We start from the raw sequence: 23,572 nt of genomic DNA, 5'->3' as shown, positions 1-23,572 counted from the left end.
CATATAACGCTGGGCAAAAATTAAAAAATCCCTTTATAGATTTTTATAATGGCTTTCTCCACTTCATGCTCTAAGATTTCATATTTCGCAAGCAGCGTTCTTGCCTCTTTTGTCAGCACGGAGCTTCCACCATCCACTCCACCAATCCTTTTTTCCAGTATAGGAATTTCCAGTGATTTTTCAAGACTGGATACTAGGTTCCATGCCTTACTGTAAGACATACCCAAAGCCAAAGCTGCCTGTCGTAAAGAACCTAGCTCATCTACCTTAAGAAGCAAATCCCTTGGTCCTTTGCCAAAAATCTTTTGTTGATTGTTTTCAATCCATATACGCCATCGAATATCCATATCATCACCTATTCATACTATAACACAAGGTAAAATAAAACCATATAAAATAATTTTAATCTTCAATCAAACCTATCTTTCTTCTATGTATCAATGCTGCCTTTATCAAATACGTTATGGATTTTTAAAGAAGATTGGAGTCCCTTTCCAACCTTCTTTAAAAATTGTAAGTTATCTGTAGGATATTCTCCTTGATGGTTCAAAAGAGCTTTTGCCCTCTTGCAAGATTTCTTTATATGCTTTTACATTCCTGTCCTCCAGATGATCAAAAATCATGGGAGATTTTGTTCCATAGCTCACATATTTGATTGGGTCAGGATTCAACTTTTCGGCAATGATTTCTTCTCCACCCCTAGCTAACGCTATTACCTGGGCAATTGGGCTAACGATCATGCTATGCCCAAAATAATAGTTTTTAGCTGCATCAGGACCTACAGCATTACATGCTAAAAAATATACATGATTGTCATATGCTCTCGCCTTGTTCACCATCTCCCAAATTTCGTAGCTTCTTAAAAGAGCAGACGGTCTTGTAATGATTTCTGCACCCTTTAGTGCTAAAACCCTTGAAAGTTCTGGAAAATCTCCATCATAACAAATAATCATGCCGATTTTCCCTAACTTCGTCTCTACAACCACTGTATCTTCCCCTGGCGTTGTCCAGCCTCCACCACCTAGTCTCTCTGTCGGAAATGGATGGGTTTTTCTATAATTCCCCAGTATCTCACCCTGATCATCAATGAGAATTGAGCTATTGAGAATGATACCATTCTCTCCCCTTTCATAAAGCGGAAAGATTACATGGGTGTTTAGCTCTTTGGCAAGTTTCTGAATTTTTTCCGTGTGAGCTCCCGGAATCGGCTTCAGCATATCATAAAATGCTTCTATAGGCATATTGGGAGTAAAGCCTGTGGTAATTGTCTCTGGAAATACGACTAACTCTGCTTCATACTCTTTCACTGCCTTTTCTAGCCATGTACAGCATTTGTCAATATTATAATTGATATTATTGGGTTCCACTGCAATTTGGACACAAGCTGCAATATGCTCTTTCATTCTTCTGCCTCCTAGCTATTCATCGATATATGATTGCCCGCTAAAACAGCGGGCAATCCATAAAACTTTGATATGTATCATTATTCCACTTCATCAAAAGCTACAATACGGCAGATGCTGGATTCTCCGCCTTGGAACTTCCATGGGAAGCAGCCAATAATTAATCGTTTGTTCAAGATTTTGTCGATCTCTCCCCCTAAATTTTCAGCATGGATGATTTCGTGTGGTTTTGGGAACACCTGCATATGCATTGCTTGATATACATCTGGCCAAGGATATATTTCATCCAATCCTTTTCCAAACTTTTCTCTTAAATATGCATCCGCCTTTTCGGCTTCCCTAGGTTCCCAATCGCGAATCTTTGTATTCATAGGGTGATCGGCAGAACCACAGTCTACGCCAATCCATTTGATTTCCATTTCTTTTACCCAATCTACGAAATCCATGGATGGTCCAGGATGTCTCAACATATATCTTCTTTCATCAGCTTCAGGCTGATCCCATCCATATTTGTGATAACCAGTATTAATAATCAATATATCCCCTTTTTTTACTTCTACTCTATCCAGAATATCCTGTGGTGTATAGATGCTGAAGTCTTCTGCAATATCTGAAAGATCAACAACAACACCAGGTCCTACTAACTTTTCTAATTCCAATGCCGCGATATCTCTTCCTGCCGTATCGAAGTGCAAAGGGCCATCCAAATGAGTTCCTACATGGTTTGACGTTGTGATTAATTGTCCATTAGCACCATTCGGTGATAACCTTTTAAAAAATTTGATTTGTAATGGTTCATAGGTAGGCCATGGTGGTGTTAAGTGGCTTAGATTTTGTGTTAAATCATACATTTTTACATTTTTCCAGAAATTCATTTTAAAAACCTCCTTATATTTTACCTTAAGATTGTGATAATGTTGATATATTTCAATAACACCCATTGCTTGAGTTGTTATGAAATGCTATAACAATCCTTTTTCTTCTAAATCTCCAACAAATGCTTCCAATGCATCCTCAAAGCACTTTCGCGGTGGATTTACAAGACCAGCTCCAACTTGCCCTACGCCTGGATCTTTATGGGCAATACCTGTGTTTATAATTGGCAATATATCAAGTTCTATTACTTTCTGAATATCAATACCTGTTGCAGATCCTCTGAAGTTTAGAACAGGAATTTTATAGCTGTTATTTTCCCCTTCTGTAATTTCATACATTGTTTTAGAGTATCGAATGGCATCCTCTGGTGTACCACCAACGAATTGAACAATCGCTGGGGCTGCACCCATACAAAATCCTCCAATTCCGCAGGTTTCGGTAATCGCACTATCTCCAATATCTGGATTCGCATCAGCTGATGAATAACCTGGGAAATATAGTCCATCGATGATTTCAGCTGGTGCCGTGAACCATCTATCGCCTAGTCCTGAAACACGAATACCAAACTCTGTACCATTTCTCGCCATGGTATAGACAATCGTACTATAGGGGATTCCTTTTGCAGCTTCCAAAGTAGCCTTACAGGCTGGCATGGTTAAATTTAAGAAGAAATGATCATTACTGTGCATAAACTTTAACACATCGGCTTTATCCTTGTTGTCAAACTTTGTGTAAATAATATGGGGTGCCAGTTCTCTGATGAATAGAGATGTACCTGCTTTATTTCTGTTATGGCCTTCATCCCCCATGCTAATTACCTGGGCAATCATATTCTTCAAGTCGATAGGTCCGCATAGAATTAGAGCTTCTTTTAATACAGGTGCTAAAACAGTTTCTATCCACTTCAATCTACTGATAACTTCTTCACTATAAGCTCCATATCGAAGAACTTTTCCTAACCCTTCATTTAGTGTGCAGTATGCTTGATTACCATAGGCCATATTCTTTACAATCCATACAGGCATAGATGCTGTAACGACACCGGCCATAGGACCTACTGCATCATGATGATGACAAGGATCAAAAGCAATTTCCCCTGACTCCGCCAAAGCTACTGCTTCTTGTTCATTAGCTGCCAGCCCTTCATAGATCAGGCCACCGATGACAGCGCCTTTTAATGGGCCGCTCATTTTATCCCATGTGATAGGTGGTCCTGCATGAAGAATTGTTTTTTTCGTCATTCCTGGGATCACTTCCTCCGCCACACCTATGCCTACTAGTGTCGGCTGGGCATCAAGAATCCTTTCTAAGGTTGATTTATTGGCTTCTTGAATTCTTTCTTGAATCATTTCGCCATCTCCTTTTTGTAAATTATTATTTTTTTAACTTAGATAATAGAGAAGCCATCTTTGCATTTCCCCCTGCTGGTGGTTTCCATGCCACATGGATTACCTCCACTTTTTGCTGCTTTAAATCCTTCGCAAAAGACTCCAAACCCATGTTGATTACTTTTACTTCTTCTTTAAATAGTTCACTGAGCTTCGCCATTCTTACTTCCCCCCTTAAGCAATCTCCTTCAAAATCTTTCCTACTACTCTTACGGCTTGCGCATTCGAAGGCATTACAATCACGCCTGCATTCCTTAGCCTTTTCTCTTGTTCCAATGCATTTTGAGGATCTTGATCTGTTCCACATATGGATGCCACAATACATGTACTTAGACCTTTTTCACTTCTATAGCGTTTTCCAGCCTCTATCACAGGTAACATTTCCCCTACAGGGTCTGGATTTGAACCATATCCAAGAACAAAATCCATTAGTACTACAGCCACTTCCTCATCTTCAAGCTCTGCTTTCAATCTGTCCTGTCTGCTGGAAGTGTCGATCATTGGATGGGGTTTGCCAACGGTAAACGCATCATCTCCCAGATCTATACATGTATGTTTCACACTCTTGAATACATTTGTCAAAGCAAACTCTGACTTTAAGGGAATATTGGAATAGATATCTCCAAAGTCGGCAGACAACATCTTCATTGTCTCATCACATAAAGTTCCACCCGTATATAGGCCTCGTAAATACTTTTGATTGCTTTTCATTTTGGAAACCTCTTGTTGAATCATTCCATCAATTTCTTTTTCACATGTGGAGAATCCCATCATATCCTTTATTTCTTGGTTTTTTGAAAGGGCCACAGCCTTATGCGCTGTATCTTCCAAGGTGAACCCTGGCAGCAAACCATATTTTCTGATCATCTCCATATCTCCACCAATGAAATCGACCACCACAGGTTTTTGGGTCTGTTTTGCTAGCTGCAATACTTGCTCCGCAATCTCCGGTGCTGGTGGCTTAGAGATCAATACAATGACCTTTGTATTCTCATCCTCTCCAAGAGCTTTTATTGCCTCCATCATCATAATGCCACCGATTTCTTTTTTTAGGTCTCTGCCACCTGTACCAATGACCTGGGATACCCCCGCTCCTAATTTATGTATCAATACACTGACTTCCTGTGTTCCAGTACCAGACGCCCCAATAATTCCGATATCCCCTTTACGAATAACATTTGCAAAAGCGAGAGGAACTTGGTTGATAATTGCAGTGCCACAATCTGGTCCCATCATTAGCAGTCCTTTTTCTCTTGCGAATTCTTTTAATTGTTTCTCGTCTTCCACGCTTACATTATCACTAAAAAGCATGACATGGAGGTCATTTTCTAGTGCTTTTTTCACCTCTGCAGACGCATACTTTCCTGGCAAAGAGATCAAAACCAAGTTGGAATCTGGCGCATGCTTTATTGCAGAATCTAAAGTTGGAGGCGTATATGCACCATCAGACGATTGTTTTTTCTGGGTCAAAAGCTCATCTACTTTCTGGCACACCTTTTCAAGAATATTTGAGTGGTCAGATAAAACAGCAATAAAGAAATCGTTTGCAGATAGTTCCTTAATCCTATCATCATTCATTTTTAAATTTGATGCTAACTCCTTATTTAAGTCTGTTCCCATCCCCACAAGGGCTTCCTTAACACCATCCATCTTCTTAACCTCTTTACTAATTAACATCAGTGTAACCGAATCATAATAAGCCCCTTTTCTTATTTCTACACCCAAATTCATCTTTTCATCTTCCTTTCTTTGTTCTTCATCACACTCAATAAGCACCCTATATATATGCCTGCAATACAATCGGATCCTGAAGTTTCTCCATTTTCTATCACAGAGAGAATTCGCTGTGTTAAAAGAACTTGATTCTCAATAGAAAAAATACTTATCATCAATTGTCTTACGTTCTCTACAATCTCTCCCCTGGCGGCAAATAAAAGCATCTCGGCACTGATCTTTGTGGTTCTATTTTCAACGCCTGTTATCATCACATGATGCATATCATAGACATTATGAATATTGAATTCATAATAATTGGCTCCATAAACCATCGCAATCATGATCCCAGCCAATAAATCATCGGCAGATGGTGTAAGGCCTATGCCAAATCCTATAATTTGCCTTGCTGCATTTTGAATGCCCTGATAATTTTCTTCAAGGATAAAACGCACAAGCTTTAAAACTCTAGGCCAAATGAATCTGGCGTATTGATTCATAGCGTAACCATCAGGATAATCAACACCGTTGAAATACTTATCCATTTCCATAGAAATAGCTGCGATGCCATCGAAATTCCCATTTTTAAGTAAAGAATTTCTTAGAACACTTAAGTTCTTTAATACCATTGATTCTTCCAGTTTCATATAATTGAAATCAGGTCTTCCATCCCAAACCGCTGCGTCTACCAGTTGCACCTGGAACTTTTCATCCACGATTTTAAAAAGATTATCTCGTATCATCACTTGTTGACCTTTCACCAGCCCTAAAGAATGCATCGATGCTGTTTGGGGCATATGTAATGAAATACATCTAGGCATATTTGGAATGCATCTAGATATTAGCGGAATCAATATATGGTCTTTTGTCTCTATATTGCACACCTGGTTGAATACGGAATGAATCACTCCATAAATCTCTTTTTTTTCTTTCAATAGTTGCTTTGTGTTAAGACATATCGCGATTGCTTTCATCACATCGTTTCCTTTTCATCATATTTAGCCCTTGCGACTATGAAGTTTTTAGGTCCTTCCTATGGTCTAATGATTCTTCCCTTATCGCCTGCATTCCTTTGGCTAGATGCCCTAAACATCTTTCTATGTTTTTGTTGTATTTTACTAAATTTAAAATTTACTTTGGTTCGATCAACTCGAATATTTTAAGGGCTACTTGCAAATTTAGCCGTCCATTCGGTTCTTCAAGGTCTATGTTAGTAATTTCTTTAATACGCTGAATACGATAGATAATCGTATTATAGTGGGTATACATCTCTTCAGATATCTTTTTTAGATTCCCTCCACACTGAAAATACATCTGAAGTGTTTTCACAAGCTCTGAGTCTTTTTCTTTGTCATATAGTACCAAAGGCTGCAGCATTTCACGATAAAACTGCATGAGTTCTTCTTCCATTTCATCTATCCATAAAATGCGGTATATTCCAAGGTCGTCGAAATGCATCACGCTGTTATGGGCATTTTTTTTCTTGTTAAGAACTGCTTTCATGGCTTCGTTATAACTTCTCCACAGATTCTTTATTTCTTTATTATATCGTCCAACACCAATGGAGTATCGGATTTCAGGCATAGTATATTCGATGTATTGCGTCACTATCTGCACCAATTCCATCATCTCCTTTTTCACCTCTAAGGGCGATTTGGATGGATTTGCACCGTAGAGCAGAATAATATAATCACTTTTATTCCCAAAAACCAGCTTTCCCTTACTTTCCTTCGTTAATCTTTCAATATTTTGAAGAATTTTTGTGTTTAATTGATACAAGAAATTTGAATTGTTTAAAGTCCCCTTTATAAATCCATCCGCATTGTTAATTGTAATCAAGATCGTCCCATATCCCAATGTGGTGTCAAAATCAAAAAAACCTGAGCGTTCTAGTGCTTGTTTTTGTCTTTTTTCATCTGCTGACAATAGATCATCGAAAAATTCTATCTTATGGCGACTTTCCAGTTCAAACATAGATGATTTTTTACTCAAATCCAATGCGATCATTGGAATTGCTGCCTCTATGCTGATTAACTCCACTGCACTCAATTTTCTATAATCTTCCCAGACATATAAATATCCATAGTGTCTATCATCCACATGAATAGGAACCTGAATTCTCTTGATTGCTTTCCCTAGTATCTCGTCCTCTGATGTTACAGTAATCCGATCCCCCAAAGATGAGCAAGCTGTGTTCAATGGAGATATCCTTTCATTTTCGATCATTCTCTGAAGTACTTCTTGTTTCTCCTCATCACAATGAACTACCATCGAATCAAAAATTGTGTCTCGAATAATCAGAGAATTTCCTATGGATTGGCCTATGGTTCGAGCGATTTCGTTGATCCCTCCACCCCTTAGCATGACATGCATAAGCTTGTTATGCACTTCATCAATCTTTATCAACGTATTTGTTTGTTTATTAATAATCTCTGTCAGTACAGGCATCATGATATCTGTATAGGCGATATGCAACGGTATTTCAATAATTGGAAAATTTAATGCATCGGCAATCTGAATGATTTCATCTGGAAGTTTTTCAACATAGCGTCTCATCTTTATGCCAAGACCTGCTAGATTTCGCTCTTTTAGCTGAGGAATCAAGTTTTTTAATATTTCTATGTCATCTTTTATAGAATAAGCCGTTGTTAGAAGGAATTCTCCCGTTGTAACCCAATCAATAATATCAGGCACTTCCATTACGTTCATTTTTGTGATCTTACCCTCGAGTCCATCATGTCCAGCCAATACCTTTGAGCCTTTTAATACTTCTAAATCTAACATCTCTTTTACTGTAATGCCTAAGGATTCATGCAAGTTTACTCCTCCTACCCTTTTGAAAATCGTTCCATAAAGTAGTTCGTTTTTCATTTAGTAACATATACTAATTCTTATTTTTATTTGTCTAAAAACTCATATATAACATATAAAAACTATTCGTAGGCAGCTTTGGTGTAGCCCTGTTTTTATCATACTTGAACAATTTGTCATAATAATTTTATTTTTCTTTATATAATTTATTCCATATTTAAGCAGCCAATCCTTTGTTAACTTTTCACAAAAACAACCTTACCTATTTGTATGACAATACAGGAGAATGTTCATTGCTAAACTGCCATTTTATTGAGAATATTCTATGGACATCTGATGAATAAAAGCCCTAGGGCATCCAATCCTAGGGCTTTTTACAATTATCTATTTACAATCACGGTTCCTGTTCTTCCCTCGATTCCTTCTTTTGCTTTTTCTAAAGAAGTAATCAATGCTTTTCGTCCTGGCTTTGATTCAACGAATTTCATTGCAGCCTTAACTTTTGGAAGCATAGACCCTGGTGCAAAATGACCTTCGTTCATATACTGTTTTATTTCTTTAATCGTAACAATATCTAAATCTTTCTGATTTGGCTTATTGAAGTTTATCGCCACTTTCTCAACAGCTGTAAGAATGATGAGATAATCTGCATCTAATATTTCTGCAATTTTTTCCGATGCAAAATCTTTATCTATAACTGCTGGGACTCCTTCAAGTATTCCATTCCCCTTATCGATCACGGGGACGCCACCGCCTCCAACCGTAATAACAACATGCCCTGCATCCACTAGGGTTTTCACAATGGGAGCTTCCACCACACCTATAGGTTCTGGTGATGCTACAACTCTTCTCCATCCTCTACCCGCATCTTCTTTCATGACATAGCCATTCTCTTTCTCCAATCTTGCTGCCTCTTCTGCTGAAAAGAAAGAACCTACTGGTTTTGTAGGATTTTCAAACCCAGGATCATTTTTATCCACCACGACCTGGGTAACTACAGCCGCAATGCTTTTGGCGATGCCTCTATAGACCATTTCCTCTCGAATAGCTTGCTGCAAGTGATACCCAATATAGCCTTGACTCATGGCGCCGCATTCTGGAAAAGGCATTATGGGTACACCCGCCGCAGCTTCGTAGGTTGCTATGATTTGTCCTACCTGAGGCCCATTTCCATGGGCGATAATGAGTTCATGTCCGTCTTCAATTAAATCCACCAATGGTCTAGCAGTTTGCTTAGCAGTGATCAACTGTGCCTCTGCTGTAGTGTCCTTTGGATCTGCTTGCAATGCGTTACCACCAAGCGCTATCACTACTCTATCTTTCTTCACGTATATCCCCCATTTCGCATATTAAAAGTTGATCTCCTATGTTTCTATGATTCTTATGTTTTAGAAGTTCAGAACACTCATACATGTATGAGTGTTCTTGGAAGTGGAATTATTTTAAACCTACTTAACGGGTAAAACTTTATTTAGTATAATACCTGTGATTGCTGCTAATGCCATACCCTCTATCGTAAAACTCATTGTGCCAAAGCCAATTGGAAGGGCAGCACCGCCTAAGCCTAACACCAATATAACTGCTGCAATGATCAGATTTCTGGATTTTGTAAAATCCACTTGATGTTCTACAAGCGTTCTACCACCAATGGAAGCGATCATCCCAAAAAGTACGATGGAAATACCTCCAACGATAGGTGTAGGGATCGTGCTAATCACTGCTCCAAGTTTGGGTACTATTCCCAAAAGGATTGCAAAACAAGCGGCAATTCTCATGATAATCGGATTGAATACCCTTGTTAAAGCAAGTACGCCTGTATTCTCTGAATAAGTTGTATTTGCTGGCCCACCTAGCATTGCAGATAAAGATGTTGCAATGCCATCGCCTAACAATGTACGGTGTAGACCTGGCTCATCAAAGAAATCCTTTTCTACTGTGGCACCGATTGCAAGCACATCTCCGATGTGCTCTACCATCGTAGCGATTGCAATTGGCGCAATCATCATTACAGATTGCACGTCGAATTTAGCAATTGTAAACTTTGGAATACCAAAGAATGCAGCCTGTGAAATTGGAGTGAAGTCTACGTTGCCAGTAATTATTGCAAAGATATAACCCCCGATAAGTCCACATAACACTGGCAATACTTGAATGAATCCTCTGCCAAATATGCTGATCCCCACAACGATCACCAAACTCACAATCGCAAGGGTCCAGTTTCCTTTTGCCATGTCAATGGCAGTAGGAGCCAGCTTTAATCCAATAACCATAATAATTGGACCCGTCACTATTGGTGGAAAGAATTGAACGATTTTCTCTTGCCCAAAAAAATACACCAACCCTGCTAATATCAAGTAAATGAGTCCAGCAATTACAATTCCTCCTTGGGCATACTGCAAATCATGATTTGGCAGTGCTGCAACTGCTAAGGTTGGTGCGATAAACGCAAAGGAAGACCCTAAAAAAGCTGGAACTTTTCCTTTTGTAATCAAATGAAAAAGTAGTGTTCCAACTCCTGCCATAAATAACGAGACTGAGATATTCATTCCCGTAATCAACGGCACAAGTACAGTTGCACCAAACATCGTAAATGTATGCTGCATACCGAGGATTACCTTTTTGCTAGTAGGAATATAATCCCCCTCGCGGATGGTTTGCTGTGTTTCCACGATCATACTTTCGTTGCTCATAGACATACTCCTTTCAATATTGAGTTTTTTATGGGCCTGTTTATTCCACTTCCACGAATGCTTTACTTGCTAGTACTCTATTTTAAGGATCGTGCTGAACAAGCATTCAATCACAACACCATCCTCTCCATAGCCTTATTGCCTCTTTTCTCTTAATGCTTTCAAAACTTTCTCCGCTGTAATTGGTAAGGAATTGATTCGGATACCAAGGGCATCGTAAACTGCATTTGCAATAGCTGGAGCCGTAGGCACCATACATGGTTCCCCTACCCCTCTAGCTCCAAAAGGCCCTGCTTCTTCAGGATTTTCTACAAATTTAACAATCATCTCTGGCATATCATCTGCCGTTGGAATTTTATAGTCTACAAAGCTTGGATTTTTTACAATTCCGTTCTCAAGAATCATCTCTTCAAATATCCCTGAACCCAATCCCTGTACAATCCCTCCTTCAATTTGCCCCTCGATTAGCTTTGGATTTATAATCTTACCCACATCAAAACTGGATACAACTTTGAGTACATCAACTTTTCCTGTCTCTGTATCAATTTCTATCTCAACACCTTGACATCCGTAGGTCCAGAACGCCACAGGCTTTTCCCCTTGCCCTGTTTGCTTATCCGTATTCCTTACGTTATCTGGAATAAAGGAACCCCTCCCTATAATGGGTCCATGTATGCCTGAACCGTCAGGCATTGCCAATCCTAGTGCCAAATCTCCAATGAACACCTTTTTATCAGGATAAATCTTAGATATCACATGCTCATCTCGAAGCTCTAAATCTCTCTTGTAAATGCCTAATTGAATTTGTGCCAATTCAAATAACTGTTCTTTAATGTCTTCGCAAGCTTTAATAACAGCATTTCCTGTACAATAGGTAATTCGACTTGCAACAGTTTGCCACTCGTATGGAGAATTGTCCGTATCTCCTGTTTTAATGGTAATTTTGGAGGGAGGGATGGAGAGCATTTCTGATGCGATTTGAACCAGTACTGTATCAGAACCCTGACCAATATCCTGAGCGCTTACAAGAAGGTGTGCCGTTCCATCCTCGTTTAATTTGATCACCGCCGATGAAGCCACGTTGTTCGGCATAGAAGGTGCTTTATATCCACAGGCAAGTCCTGTGCCTCGCACTTTTTTAGAATTTATAATTTTTTCTTTTTTTCTAAAATCTAACTCCTTCACTACGTCATCGATACATTCTTGTAATCCACACACATCGATAACTTGACCTGTAGCATTTCTTCCTCCTGGTCTTAGACCATTAATTTTTCTTATGTCAACTGGACTCATCCCTATCTTATCTGCTAACATATCAATATTCTGTTCAATGGCAAAGTGAATTTCAGACATACCGAATCCTCTGTATGGTCCTCCTACTGGATGGTTTGTATATACACAGATTGAATCCGTCCAAACGTTTGGTATATCATATGGGCCCGTAGAAGCATATCCCCCTGATCTGACAATATTCACGCCGTATTCAGTATAAGCACCGCCATCCCAAACAAAATGATTCTTTACCGCAACAATTTTTCCGTCCCTGGTAATACCTGTCTTTATGCTTGCATGTAATCCTTGTCTTACAAAGCTGTTCACAAATTCATCTTCACGAGAATATGTAAGCTTCACCGGTCTCCCCTTTGCCTTTCTCGCCAAAGGAATAACGATTCCTTCTAAGGTAGTTCCCGCTTTACCTCCAAAGCCTCCACCTACAGCGGGAGACAATACACGCAATTTGTTTAATGGAATATCAAAAGCTACCGAAAGTGCTTTTCTCACAGCATAGGGTGATTGGCAAGATGCCCAAACCGTCAGGGCTCCCTCTGCATCCATCTGAGCAATTGCACTATGATTTTCAATAGGGCAATGCTGAATTTGTGGAACAAAGAAACTATTTTCAACGATATGGTCAGCTTCTTCAAATCCTTTATCAATATCACCTTTACGGATCTTATAATGGTTACTGATATTGGTTCCAGGCTGAGGATAGAAAATCGATCCCCATTTGTATTTGCCTAGATCAGGATGTACTAGTGGTGAATCTGGTTTTAGTCCTTCAACTGCGTTGGTTACAGCAGGCAATTCTTCATACACCACTTTAATTAATTCAATCGCCTCTTTTGCAATTTCCTTTGTTTCAGCTGCCACAGCTGCCACAGCTTCTCCTCTATAGCGCACTTTATCTGTAGCTAAGAAGGTTTTATCTTCCAAATATAAGCCTGCCCTATTTGGAACATCTTTTCCTGTAATAACTGCCTTTACCCCTGGTAGCTTTTCTGCTTCGCTGGTATCTATGCTGATAATTTTAGCATGGGGATAGGGGCTTCTCTTCACAACTGCATGAAGCATCCCGTGCATTTTCATATCATCTACGTACTTTAATGAGCCAGTAACCTTTTTGATTCCGTCTACTCTATTTACACTTTCACCGATATATTTCACCGTTTTCCCTCCTCCCATTACCTTGCATTCTTCTCTGAGATATCCATAACTGCTTCCACTATTTTTTTGTACCCAGTACATCTGCATAAATTTCCACTAATCGCTTTTATAACTTCCTTTTCATTAGGTGTTGGGTTTTCCATTAACAATGCCTTTGCAGACATAATCATCCCAGGCGTACAATAACCACATTGTAGTGCGGCGCGGTCGATAAAGGATTGTTGTAATTCATCTAATTCAATGCCATCAGACAATCCTTCTACAGTAAGGATTTCTTTTCCATCAGCCTCAACGCCCAGCATCAAACAAGCATTTACAGGCTTTTTATTTACAAGGACAGTACATGCACCGCATTCTCCGCCTCCGCATCCTTCTTTTGCGCCTGTTAAATCAAATACTTCTCTTAGCATATCTAATAATGTCAAAAATGGTTCTATACTAGCATTTACTACTTCTCCATTTAAAGTAAAGCTAATTTCATGTTTCATTTTATTCCCTCCTTCGCTTTACTTGCTAAGTTCAATTAGGCCCCGTTTTACTAAAATCTTCACGATATCTTGTCTGTATTGTTTAGAAGCGCGAATATCGTCAATCGGAGATATCTCGCTTAGAACAATTTCAGATGCTTGGTTTATTATTTCTTCTGTTAATGCTTTCCCTGCTAAGAATTCCTCCGTCTTTTTCGCTCTAATTGGCGTAGGTGCTACAGATCCTAATGCAATGCGCACTGTCCCATCAGCCTTCACCACTGAGGCGCATACTGTTGATAAATCCACTTCATCTTTTCTAGCATGTTTTTGATAGGTTCCTAAAACGTTTTCCTCATAATTAGGCAATCGAACCCCTATAACAATCTCTCCTGCTTGAAGGCAAGTCTTTCTTACCCATACGAAGAATTCATGAATAGATATTTCCCTTTCTCCTCCTGGACCAAACACTTTTACAAAAGCATCTAACGCCAAAAGCGGTGTTGCGGTATCCGCTAAAGGAGATGCGTTGGTAATATTTCCTACCAGCGTCGCCCTGTTTCTAACTTGACAAGAACCTACCGTATGACTGGCTTCTGCCAGAATTCTATATTTCTCCAATAACACAGCGTCTTGTGCCATATCGTTCATCGTTACACATGCTCCAATAGTCAATCCTTCATTTTCATTGAATTCCATTTTTTTCAAACCAGCAATACCTTTGATGTCTATGACCACTTCCGGATGGCTGACTCCATCATGCATTCTAACGATTAAGTCTGTTCCTCCATTTAATATGCTGGCTTTGTCCCCATACTTTATCAACAAAGCACTGGCTTCTTCTAATGTCCTTGGTTTAAAATACTCAAAGCTTTTCAAATGACCCACCCCCATGAGAATTTTCTAATATTATGCTTCATGCCTCAATTGTTCATTGTGAAACATACTCTGATAACGTTTTCTTGCGAGAAAGAAATGGCCTCAGGTTTCTCTTTTTTCCCTCTTTGTCCTACTTCCACCAAACTACAAAAACATCCCATCCTATAAGTCTGATCATTTCTACAATATCGAAAATTTCGACTTATCTTGTTTATCTCCTTTGTATGTTCATCATAAGTTTTTATCTTTTTTTTATATAAATCTCACAATTGACTAAGATCCTTAAACTTTTATGTAGGGATGCCTATGGGATATTTATGCCTTTTACTTATTGTATTTTATTAGATATTTCTACATTACTTTCTCTAATTCTTTTGTTGAAATTCAACAAATTTTCAATCTATTTTATGTGGTCTTTTTCCTTCTCTTATACTTTTTAAATGAAGTTATGCACCCTTCATTTTGGGGTATAAATCAAATAGAAAAGATCCATTCAAGGCATTGTCAAAAGGAGTGAGTTTATGAATCACACTCATTATAAAAAAATCATACAAGAGAAAATTTATTCCCGGCTCCTCTTGTATGGCTCAATCTTCTTCTTATCTTGCCTTTTCACATTGTTATATAGAGATATTCAAATTATGCTTGGCACGGTTTATTCCATGGCTGCAGTATTATTGATTAAATCTATAACCCTAGATGGTAGTGTAAACATAGATAAGAGAGTAAAAGATGCCATATTTGAGGTAGACAGAAACGCAATAATCTTTCATAATCCTCTTTTACCGTTGGATTGTGAAACCTGCCATATAGATTATCTGGTGATATCAAAAAAAGGTCTTTTTCTGCTCAATATACTGGATACACCAGGAACCCTAGATAATTTAAATATTCAAGATCAGACATGGAAAGCAATTGAACCAGTGGATGTTTTCACGTGGAAAATGAATTCTATACTTGATCCAGAACTTCAATTGCAGAAATCTTTATTTGCCATGAAAGCAATGCTAGAAGATCACCACATAAAATACCTTCCTATTTATGGTATTATCGTTTATAATGACAGAATTACCCGCTTGCTGAAGGTTACATCCGCTCCCATTGTAAAGCTAAGTAAACTGGAAGAATATCTGTCAGAGTTCCAACAGCGATCCCTCAATAAGGAAATTATGAAAGATCTGATTCACATCATCTGTACCTATGATACCCTGCATCAATATCAATGCCATGAAGTATGAGGACTCTTATCTATTATAAAGAGTCCTCATAACCATAGAAAACCAACAGTCCTTTACTATCAAATTGCATACTGTCCTTTAAAATTTAAGATATCCTCTAAACTCAATCCGATCTGAATAATTCCTCTTCCATCCGCTCTGGATATTCCAACAAATTTAAAATATTTTCCGTCTAAATCCCTAAGCATCATTCGTTGACAAACCTGCAACTCCGGCTTGTTAAGAATCTTGTAAAATTCGTAGGCTTGTGTATTAGGTTCATCCTTAAAAGTAAAACCAATCCCCATTGGATTATTACAAAGCACGGTTTTACCGCTGGCATCGGTAATATAAATCTCTGTGATACCAGCCTCAACACATATTCTTTTTACTGCTAAATCATTTAAATTTCCTTGTGCTAAGCACGCAGCAATGCGATTACATGCTCCGATCAATTCTCTTTCTATTTCCTTTTCTATGGGCTCAATAAACTTATTAAATTCCTGGGTAATTCCTCCAATGTTTTGGGAAATTTTATTATTTTCTGTGATACTTCCAACTTGATCATTGATCTTCTCACTCATACATCTTGTGGTTTTATCAATTTCATGGGTAAATTGGGCAATATTTTCAATATTTTTTGCTAATAATTCGGAAGCATGGGTTTGTTCCGTAATATTTTGTGAAATCTTTTCTATACATCGAACGATTTCCAGGATTTTTTCGTAGATATGCAGCAAATTATGGTTGGCCTCTCCGCTGATGTTTTTGATCTGTCTAGATTTTTCGACTCCAGAATCGATGGTTTTCATCGTATCATTCATGTTTTCCTGGATCTGAACAATATTTCTATTGATATGCGATGCTGTCGTTGCGCTTACCTCGGCAAGTTTCTTAATTTCATCTGCAACCACCCTAAAGCCTTTTCCTGCTTCTCCTGCCTTGGCTGCCTCAATAGATGCATTCAGGGAAAGTAAGTTGGTTTGCTTCGCAATGCCAGATATAGCATTTGCCATTTCTGATATGGTATCTAAATACTGTTTCAATGCCCCTATATGTTGGAATGATTTCATCATTAACCCTTCTATTTCTTGGACATTGTCGAGGGCTGATTTGATCACGCGGCTATCCCGATCTATCTCATAGACCGAATCATTTGCAAATTTCAAAACATGCTTACCAAAATCAGCTATCTCCATATTCGAGCTTAATAATTCTTCTGATATAGCTGCATTTTCAGCTGAATCACTGGCTGCTTGCATGGACCCCTCCGTAATCTCTGCGACGCTGTGGTTGATATTGTCCATGCGCTCTAAGGATATCATTGCATTTTGGCTTAACAGTCTTGATAAATCCTTCAAATGAACCTCTGCCGACAATATATGAAAAATCCAATTCTTCATTTCTTCCCTTACTTTTTTTAATAATCCTTCTAGATGACTTAATTCTTCAATCTGGATGTCGGCCTTCAATGTAGCTAAAAAATTTCCTCTGGCAAATTCCTGCAAACAATTCTCTAATATCCCTATACAATTCATTAACTTATTACGAATGAATTCTAAAGCAACAAATGATAGAATAAAAACTGGAAGCGCTGAAAACAAAAAGCTTAAAGTAGATGTATCAAGCTTTGGGATGATCATGATATTTATTAAGATCTGAATACCTGAGATGATGACTGCTGCAATAACACCATAAAATCTCATTCGCGTCATACCTTTCCTCCCTATACTTGCAGATAATTTTAAAAACAACTTCATACTATATAGCATAATTTGTTTTCATTATACTTCTGATGACACACTTCGATGTCCTTTGTAACAATTTTACAAATATTGCGTCATATTTTCATAATTTTTGCTTTCCACCAATAATCTGACAAGTAATTATATTTTTATAAAGGAGAATTTTTTTTTAAAAAATAAGAAAAAAGACAGCCTGGACTGTCTTTCTTCTATAAAATATTTATAATTTTATTATACAATTCGTCTGCCGTTTCAGCCTCAATCAACGTATCATCTACAAAAGCATAAGGGCCTACAGCACAAATATCACAGTAGCCTTGGCAAGATGCAACATCCACTGTCACATCGGCTCTCTCCTTATGGATTCTCTCTACCACGTCATTTGTACCGTACCCAAAATTGTTCTCACAGATTTTAATTGTCGCCATGGTAACACTCCTCTTCTAGTTTTTCCTAAGTAGTATTCTTCTATTTTATCAAAATATGCGGTCTTCATTCTTAGAAGTGCACCCTCACAAGCCAGAACTTAATCCCTTTATTACTCCATCCCAGGTCCCATGGTACCCGATATCGGTCGGTATTGTGACAGTTCACCAAGGCATACCCCTTTGCGTCCACTCCTGTAACCACAGAGATATGAGTTACCTTTCCATTTTTCTCATAGGCCACAAAATCCCCTGGCAATAACTGATAGGCCTGCTTATATACCTTTTCATAGCTGCCATAAGCAATTTTAGAAGCTCTGCCGCTATAGAGCATATAATTTTTAAAAGCTTGAGCATTCACCCATGCTTTGCTGCCATCACCATCATAATTCCATGTTCCATTTTTTCTAAATTTGCCTCCCTCATGGAGAATCTGGGATGCAAAGTTGGCACAATCCCCACCCAAGGGATTATAATTCTTATATTTTTTATTATAGCTATATCCTGACTCTTCATCCCCTGCAGCCCCACAATACGCATCGGCATAAGCGACTGCATTGTTCCTTCGTTCGCCCATATCAGCAAAATCTCTGGACGGCTGAGCCTGTATGTACTCTTTAAATTCAGCTGACTTTTCCATATCTAGCTGGAGTGAATCAGCAAAGGGATCTGTATACCACTCTCGCGTAATGACCCATGTCTCATCCAGCTTCCTTATGTCCATGGAGTGATAAGTACCAATACGAAATAGATTGTTTTTCTCTACATCATTCTCATAGCTGTATTGATATTCTGTAGAGGTTACCAGATTAATGGTATAGCCTTCATCCTTCTTTTTCACCCACTTCACCATGGTGTTGGCATTGATTTTGGTGAAGCGAATACCTTGTTTTTCAGACCATCGATGCAAATATTTCATCTTCTTTAACTCATGCTCATAGGCCCAAAGGCCATTTCTCCGTCCCTTGTCATACATGGTATCCAATAGGCTGGTGTCCTGCTCCATGATGGCACGATTCCTTGTATCAAAGATTGCTTTCACAATAGGAGCAAACTCCTCATCTACTCTAGCAGTAGACACCGTAATCACGCTATCCCTCATATATAAACTTGAGATGATGATCCCAGCACAAATACAAAGAAGCATCATATTTCGCATACTTTTTCTTGTTTGGATCAACAACTTCATATCTTTCCCTCCCCCATGTTACTGATAAAGTATATGAATGAAGGAGGGTATATAGGATAACTAAATAAAAGTTTCTATTAACTTTCCATTTGCCTTTTGAATTCTTCAATGCCTACCCGATCAATGTAAGCGCCTAATCGCTCATGCTTCTTGGCATTCTCGGCATAGATCTTTACTGCCTTATCAATAATAGGATACAGATCTTCCTCATCTATATTGTCATATAAGGTATCTCCAATCCTTGGCTTAATGCCGCCCTTTCCTCCCACTTGAATTTTGAAACCTTTTGGCATACCCATAATGCCAATATCCCGGAAGTGATTATCTCCACAGGAGTTTGGACAACCGCTTACACCGATTTTCAGTTTGTTCGGTAAATCCATACCGTGGTATAAATCATCCAGCTTCATTCCTACACCTACAGCATCCTGCTGTCCCCGCTTACAAAAAGTAGTACCTGGACAAAATTTCACGCTTCTTACACACAAACCGAGGGCGGCTCCTGGCTTCATGTCCAAATCCTGCCAAATGCTATCAATTTCATCCTCCTTCAATCCCACAATAGCGATGCGCTGAGATGAGGTAAGCTTAATAGCCTCCGCCTTGTATTTATCTGCTGCATCTGCAATTTTTCTCAAGGTTTCACTGCTTACGATTCCTCCTGGAATATGGGGCGCAATAGCATAGGTGTCGTTGTCTCGCTGCAATACAGCTCCTTTTTCCAATAAATCCTTCTTCATATATGTATTTCCCTCCTATGTGAATATTTACCTACTTTCAAGCACTTCATGTTTCTTTATTAGTATGAACGAAAATCTTTTGTTTTACTTTTCATCTCTTCATTCTTTCCCTTATAAATCGTAAAAAGGAAAAGAACATCATTCTATGTTCTTTTCCTTTTTACGATTTATAATAATCTATTTCTCTACTAATATTCTATAATCCCAAAACCGAACAGGATCAATCCCAATACCAAACCTAATCCAACACCTGTTATCAGTAACCATCTCAATCCTCTCATTACAATTTGTTTTTGATCAGCCTCTAACCGATAGCTGTTTGTCCTTGAAAACCCATCAAATAATTCATCTATCCATGTAAAAATCTTAAAAGACATCAGAATCTCTCCCTATCCGTTTTAATGATGAAAATCCCTTTTAAGAACATTTTTCATCTTTATGATTTATTATATCATATACTTCAATCCAATAGCCCATAGGAATATCCTATCAATTGATTATATCTTTTATGTATACCTCTTCCTCACCGCTAATCCCATTTAGCAATTTTTCACTATATAACAACAGCCTGTCTACAATCCGTTTTGCTTCCTCACCCCTAGCCACCGTAGGCTGATAATCATTCACATCATTTACCGATGAAATCTTGCAGGGAACTATAACCCCCTCATTTTTAATTATCTTTTTGTCCTTCAAATAAAATCTATTTTGAAAGATAAAGCTATCTTTATCCATAGGATTCTTATTGCCTCCAAAGGAGAAGTTCCCTAGACTGTACAGAATATATTTATCCTTATATTTTTCAATGCCTTGTATCACATGGGGGTGATGTCCCACCACGATATCGGCCCCCTCATCGATGGCGGTATACGCCAGTATCCGTTGGGTTTTATTTGGAAAATGCCTTCTCTCTTCTCCCCAATGGAAGGAAACTAAAACAATATCTCCTAATCCTTTTGCCCTTTGAATATCCTTCATCAGCTGCTCCTTTATGGAGATATCCCATCCCCTATAACCCAGACTGACAACCTTAATGTCTCGTATGGTCGTCTCTCCCATAAAGCCTTCTCCAGAATAGAGAATCTCTCCCTTCTCCAAGTTCCCGATCGTCTCTTTAAAGCCTTGCTCTAAATAATCATAGATATGATTATTTGCTAAATTCACCATCTCGATGCTGCCTTCTTTTAATATGTTCACATAGGAAGGCTCACCCTTAAACCGAAATTTCTTTTCCGCTTTTTTATTGTAGGTGGTAAGGGTGGTCTCCAGGTTTACCAAAGTCAAATCATCTGATTCAAAGAACTGCTTTACCCCTTTGAAGAAATAGGCAAAATCTCCATTCTCCTTTTCCAACCTGTAGGGAAAAGAGTTGAAATACCCAGCTGTATCATCCCATCCTAATGTACAATCCCCTGCAAAGGATATGGTGATCACCTCATCGTATCCTTGCCTATTCTCTGAAATATTTTCTTCCGCCGTATGTTTCTCTTCTTCAAAACCTGTTGCGGGTAAAAGTGCTTCTCCTCGGCTCTTTTCTCCTTGATATCCATCATCTGCTATATTCTGGACATTTTCAATCTTTTGTATTTGCTCAACCCCTCTATTCCCAATGGGGACTGGATTTAGAATAAATATTTGAGGATACAAGAGGTTGCTTACCATCAGTAAGAAAGACAAGGTAAGCTGGATAAACAAAATAAACCCTCCATTTGCTATGGTTTTTAGAACATTACGCCCAGCATGTCATGCATGGTCTATGTATATCAAAAAAGTAAAAAAAGATTCTTACTTTTGAATAAGGTAAGAATCTTTTTTTACTAACTTTAACAGAATCATACTTTTAAAGTAGTTCTCCATAATAGGTCAATATACCCAAAGGCAATTTTAACAGAATTAAGCAGCAGAAAGTTCATGTAATTATGTTAAAATAAATATATGAAATTTGATATCTGTATGAGGAGGTCTTCCATGAAGTTCGAACCCTATCAGAAAAAGTTAAAGCTCCCTGTCATTATAATTCTTACTGTCCTTGTTTTTCACTCGGTCATCGGCAGCATATCTCTAAAGTCCTTATGGAATCTAACAGCCCTTGAGATCATCTTTAGCGGTATCTTCCTTTCCATCATTATTAGTTTCTCCTTTGAAACCTTGGTAGATACTGCCATGATGATCAAGGCGAGCTTCTCTGAAAAAACAGATTATGTCCATGTAATTCATAAGCTTCATGATATATCGATCAAGGTGAAAAGAGAGGGTGTTCTGTCTCTGCAATCGGATATAGAACTGGAGAGCAATACCTTTTTAAGAGATGCACTGGTTTTATTAAATGATTATAAAAAGCCTGAAGCCATGCGAGACATTTTGGAAAAGGATATTGAAGCAAGGCAAATCAGTCTGTATCGCCCCTATAATGTTCTCAAGATGATTGCCAATGTTGCCCCTTCCTTTGGTTTGATCGGAACCTTACTAGGTCTCATCGGTCTTTTATCCGACTTGGGACAAGCTTCACTTATTATGAGCAATATGGCTTCCGCCTTGGTCAGTACTCTTTACGGAGGTCTTATCGCCAATTTTGCTGCCGTACCTCTCATGGGTAGACTAAAGGAATATATCGACCATCATATTCTCCAATATACCATTGTCATGGAAGGGATTTTATTAATTGCTCAAAATGATTCTCCAAGAAATGTTTTCGACAAGATGAATGTAATGCTAAAGGAAGAGCAGCGTCTTCTCTACCCTAAAAAGGAATTTACTGAAAGGAATACGGCCACCTATGAATTCCAATGATAATTCGAGCAAATATGAAATGGAGTTTAGCAACAACTGGCTCATCACCTACAGTGATATGATTACTATCTTACTCTGCTTCTTCATTATCTTTTTCATTTATACATCTAAAGAATTGACAAATCTCAGCAGTGAAAATAAAGATTTAAAGAAGGAGAACGATAGCTTAGCTGCTCAATTGTTCGGCCTTCATAAGAATGGAAGGGATCCCAAGTCCACCAGTGAGGACTTTATGACATTTCTTGAAAAAAACAACCTTCAAGATCAGGTGGATATCATCGAAAATGAACGCGGGCTTTTAATCAGGTTTAGGGATAGTGTTTTGTTCCAAAGCGGACAAGCAGGAATTTCTCCAGATGGTTACCTACTGCTGGACCAGATTGGTGCACAGCTTCAACGAGTGAATAACAACATCATCGTAGAAGGATATACAGATAATGTGCCTATTCGGACAAAAGAATATCCATCAAATTGGGAGCTTTCTGTGGCTAGATCTATACAAGTCGTAAAATATCTGACTGAAAATAAAGGAATCGCTAAAAATCGTGTATCCGTCAGCGGTTATGGTGAAAGGAATCCCATCGATAGCAATAGTACACCCGAAGGTCGAGCCAACAATCGAAGAATAGAGATCATCATCGCCAATTAAATAGCTATACTAACCTTCAAGCGCCCTTGAAGGTTTTTTTGATAGTTTTTCCATGAATTTGGGAAAAGTTCTCAGAAACCAATAAACAGAGGACTATATAATATACATAAAAAACTCAAATACTAAAAGCAGCACCATGACTTTA

22 protein-coding genes are annotated in these 23,572 nt (G+C 38.4%); 3 read left to right on the top strand and 19 right to left on the bottom strand.

Translation table 11 applies throughout. The annotated features are described in order from the left end of the window. Window positions 1–20: 20 nt before the first annotated feature. From HNQ80_RS14675 to HNQ80_RS14615, 13 genes are all read right to left on the bottom strand, one after another. On the bottom strand, window positions 21–347 hold the full coding sequence (locus HNQ80_RS14675; protein ID WP_184311423.1) for a winged helix-turn-helix domain-containing protein: 327 nt from the start codon (window positions 345–347) through the stop codon (window positions 21–23). 171 nt (window positions 348–518) lie between these two features. Continuing rightward, on the bottom strand, window positions 519–1,403 hold the full coding sequence (locus tag HNQ80_RS14670; protein ID WP_184311422.1) for a carbon-nitrogen hydrolase family protein: 885 nt from the start codon (window positions 1,401–1,403) through the stop codon (window positions 519–521). 80 nt (window positions 1,404–1,483) lie between these two features. Further along, window positions 1,484–2,278 carry a cyclase family protein gene (locus tag HNQ80_RS14665; protein ID WP_184311421.1) on the bottom strand — a complete coding sequence of 265 codons (795 nt, stop codon included), beginning with the start codon at window positions 2,276–2,278 and terminating at the stop codon, window positions 1,484–1,486. Between the two features lie 87 nt (window positions 2,279–2,365). Further along, a complete protein-coding gene (locus HNQ80_RS14660; RefSeq protein ID WP_184311420.1) occupies window positions 2,366–3,628 on the bottom strand; it encodes a YlbE family protein in 1,263 nt (420 codons plus the stop codon). A 25-nt stretch (window positions 3,629–3,653) separates the two neighbouring features. Next, window positions 3,654–3,827 carry a fdrA domain protein gene (locus HNQ80_RS14655; RefSeq protein WP_184311419.1) on the bottom strand — a complete coding sequence of 58 codons (174 nt, stop codon included), beginning with the start codon at window positions 3,825–3,827 and terminating at the stop codon, window positions 3,654–3,656. A gap of 14 nt (window positions 3,828–3,841) precedes the next feature. Then, window positions 3,842–5,398, bottom strand: coding sequence for an acyl-CoA synthetase FdrA (gene fdrA / locus HNQ80_RS14650; RefSeq protein WP_184311418.1), 1,557 nt, complete (start codon window positions 5,396–5,398; stop codon window positions 3,842–3,844). Next, window positions 5,395–6,354, bottom strand: coding sequence for a DUF2877 domain-containing protein (locus HNQ80_RS14645; RefSeq protein ID WP_184311417.1), 960 nt, complete (start codon window positions 6,352–6,354; stop codon window positions 5,395–5,397). The genes fdrA and HNQ80_RS14645 overlap by 4 nt, the downstream gene beginning before the upstream one ends. Window positions 6,355–6,511: 157 nt before the next feature. Further along, the gene (locus HNQ80_RS14640) at window positions 6,512–8,197 is read right to left on the bottom strand and encodes a PucR family transcriptional regulator (protein ID WP_184311416.1); all 1,686 of its coding nucleotides are present in this window, start codon (window positions 8,195–8,197) and stop codon (window positions 6,512–6,514) included. A gap of 374 nt (window positions 8,198–8,571) precedes the next feature. Then, window positions 8,572–9,519, bottom strand: a complete 948-nt coding sequence (arcC, locus tag HNQ80_RS14635; RefSeq protein ID WP_330602886.1) for a carbamate kinase — start codon at window positions 9,517–9,519, stop codon at window positions 8,572–8,574. Window positions 9,520–9,639: 120 nt separating this feature from the next. Further along, window positions 9,640–10,881, bottom strand: coding sequence for a uracil-xanthine permease family protein (locus HNQ80_RS14630; protein WP_207727028.1), 1,242 nt, complete (start codon window positions 10,879–10,881; stop codon window positions 9,640–9,642). 135 nt (window positions 10,882–11,016) lie between these two features. Next, window positions 11,017–13,326, bottom strand: a complete 2,310-nt coding sequence (locus tag HNQ80_RS14625) for a xanthine dehydrogenase family protein molybdopterin-binding subunit (protein ID WP_330602885.1) — start codon at window positions 13,324–13,326, stop codon at window positions 11,017–11,019. A gap of 17 nt (window positions 13,327–13,343) precedes the next feature. After that, complete coding sequence (locus tag HNQ80_RS14620) at window positions 13,344–13,814, bottom strand: (2Fe-2S)-binding protein (protein WP_184311415.1); 471 nt, start codon at window positions 13,812–13,814, stop codon at window positions 13,344–13,346. Between the two features lie 18 nt (window positions 13,815–13,832). Then, a complete protein-coding gene (locus tag HNQ80_RS14615; protein ID WP_184311414.1) occupies window positions 13,833–14,672 on the bottom strand; it encodes an FAD binding domain-containing protein in 840 nt (279 codons plus the stop codon). Window positions 14,673–15,334: 662 nt separating this feature from the next. Here HNQ80_RS14615 and HNQ80_RS14610 point away from each other — a divergent pair. Continuing rightward, window positions 15,335–15,910 carry a nuclease-related domain-containing protein gene (locus HNQ80_RS14610; RefSeq protein ID WP_207727027.1) on the top strand — a complete coding sequence of 192 codons (576 nt, stop codon included), beginning with the start codon at window positions 15,335–15,337 and terminating at the stop codon, window positions 15,908–15,910. 59 nt (window positions 15,911–15,969) lie between these two features. Here HNQ80_RS14610 and HNQ80_RS14605 read toward each other — a convergent pair whose 3' ends face one another. The 6 genes from HNQ80_RS14605 to HNQ80_RS14580 form a co-directional block, all read right to left on the bottom strand. Next, window positions 15,970–17,604: a methyl-accepting chemotaxis protein gene (locus tag HNQ80_RS14605; RefSeq protein ID WP_184311412.1), complete on the bottom strand. Its 1,635-nt coding sequence runs from the start codon at window positions 17,602–17,604 to the stop codon at window positions 15,970–15,972. A 239-nt stretch (window positions 17,605–17,843) separates the two neighbouring features. Beyond that, the gene (locus HNQ80_RS14600) at window positions 17,844–18,062 is read right to left on the bottom strand and encodes a DUF1450 domain-containing protein (RefSeq protein WP_184311411.1); all 219 of its coding nucleotides are present in this window, start codon (window positions 18,060–18,062) and stop codon (window positions 17,844–17,846) included. 70 nt (window positions 18,063–18,132) lie between these two features. Further along, on the bottom strand, window positions 18,133–19,248 hold the full coding sequence (locus HNQ80_RS14595) for an amidase domain-containing protein (RefSeq protein WP_184311410.1): 1,116 nt from the start codon (window positions 19,246–19,248) through the stop codon (window positions 18,133–18,135). A 77-nt stretch (window positions 19,249–19,325) separates the two neighbouring features. Then, window positions 19,326–19,988: an NAD(P)/FAD-dependent oxidoreductase gene (locus HNQ80_RS14590; protein ID WP_184311409.1), complete on the bottom strand. Its 663-nt coding sequence runs from the start codon at window positions 19,986–19,988 to the stop codon at window positions 19,326–19,328. Window positions 19,989–20,176: 188 nt separating this feature from the next. Beyond that, complete coding sequence (locus HNQ80_RS14585; protein WP_184311408.1) at window positions 20,177–20,365, bottom strand: hypothetical protein; 189 nt, start codon at window positions 20,363–20,365, stop codon at window positions 20,177–20,179. A 112-nt stretch (window positions 20,366–20,477) separates the two neighbouring features. Beyond that, window positions 20,478–21,683, bottom strand: a complete 1,206-nt coding sequence (locus HNQ80_RS14580) for a CapA family protein (protein ID WP_184311407.1) — start codon at window positions 21,681–21,683, stop codon at window positions 20,478–20,480. A 273-nt stretch (window positions 21,684–21,956) separates the two neighbouring features. On the opposite strand from HNQ80_RS14580, the gene HNQ80_RS14575 reads away from it, so the two are divergent. Continuing rightward, a complete protein-coding gene (locus HNQ80_RS14575; protein WP_184311406.1) occupies window positions 21,957–22,778 on the top strand; it encodes a motility protein A in 822 nt (273 codons plus the stop codon). Next, a complete protein-coding gene (locus HNQ80_RS14570; RefSeq protein ID WP_184311461.1) occupies window positions 22,765–23,427 on the top strand; it encodes an OmpA/MotB family protein in 663 nt (220 codons plus the stop codon). The genes HNQ80_RS14575 and HNQ80_RS14570 overlap by 14 nt, the downstream gene beginning before the upstream one ends. The last annotated feature ends 145 nt before the right edge of the window (window positions 23,428–23,572 follow it).

The sequence above is a fragment of the Anaerosolibacter carboniphilus genome (assembly GCF_014205875.1).
GTDB lineage: Bacteria > Bacillota > Clostridia > Peptostreptococcales > Thermotaleaceae > Anaerosolibacter > Anaerosolibacter carboniphilus.
The sequence above is the reverse complement of the archived record's forward strand: the minus strand, read 5'-3'. Positions and strand labels throughout refer to the sequence as shown.

Bases quoted from the DNA above. Each gene is read 5' to 3' on its own strand.
- HNQ80_RS14605 (WP_184311412.1), bottom strand. From the start codon at position 17,604: ATGACGCGAATGAGATTTTATGGTGTTATTGCAGCAGTCATCATCTCA.
- HNQ80_RS14590 (WP_184311409.1), bottom strand. From the start codon at position 19,988: ATGAAGAAGGATTTATTGGAAAAAGGAGCTGTATTGCAGCGAGACAAC.
- fdrA (WP_184311418.1), bottom strand. From the start codon at position 5,398: ATGAATTTGGGTGTAGAAATAAGAAAAGGGGCTTATTATGATTCGGTT.
- HNQ80_RS14610 (WP_207727027.1), top strand. From the start codon at position 15,335: ATGGCTGCAGTATTATTGATTAAATCTATAACCCTAGATGGTAGTGTA.
- HNQ80_RS14670 (WP_184311422.1), bottom strand. From the start codon at position 1,403: ATGAAAGAGCATATTGCAGCTTGTGTCCAAATTGCAGTGGAACCCAAT.
- HNQ80_RS14630 (WP_207727028.1), bottom strand. From the start codon at position 10,881: ATGAGCAACGAAAGTATGATCGTGGAAACACAGCAAACCATCCGCGAG.
- HNQ80_RS14575 (WP_184311406.1), top strand. From the start codon at position 21,957: ATGAAGTTCGAACCCTATCAGAAAAAGTTAAAGCTCCCTGTCATTATA.
- HNQ80_RS14595 (WP_184311410.1), bottom strand. From the start codon at position 19,248: ATGAAGTTGTTGATCCAAACAAGAAAAAGTATGCGAAATATGATGCTT.
- HNQ80_RS14675 (WP_184311423.1), bottom strand. From the start codon at position 347: ATGGATATTCGATGGCGTATATGGATTGAAAACAATCAACAAAAGATT.
- HNQ80_RS14660 (WP_184311420.1), bottom strand. From the start codon at position 3,628: ATGATTCAAGAAAGAATTCAAGAAGCCAATAAATCAACCTTAGAAAGG.
- HNQ80_RS14665 (WP_184311421.1), bottom strand. From the start codon at position 2,278: ATGAATTTCTGGAAAAATGTAAAAATGTATGATTTAACACAAAATCTA.
- HNQ80_RS14570 (WP_184311461.1), top strand. From the start codon at position 22,765: ATGAATTCCAATGATAATTCGAGCAAATATGAAATGGAGTTTAGCAAC.
- HNQ80_RS14655 (WP_184311419.1), bottom strand. From the start codon at position 3,827: ATGGCGAAGCTCAGTGAACTATTTAAAGAAGAAGTAAAAGTAATCAAC.
- HNQ80_RS14620 (WP_184311415.1), bottom strand. From the start codon at position 13,814: ATGAAACATGAAATTAGCTTTACTTTAAATGGAGAAGTAGTAAATGCT.
- HNQ80_RS14585 (WP_184311408.1), bottom strand. From the start codon at position 20,365: ATGTCTTTTAAGATTTTTACATGGATAGATGAATTATTTGATGGGTTT.
- HNQ80_RS14645 (WP_184311417.1), bottom strand. From the start codon at position 6,354: ATGAAAGCAATCGCGATATGTCTTAACACAAAGCAACTATTGAAAGAA.
- HNQ80_RS14600 (WP_184311411.1), bottom strand. From the start codon at position 18,062: ATGGCGACAATTAAAATCTGTGAGAACAATTTTGGGTACGGTACAAAT.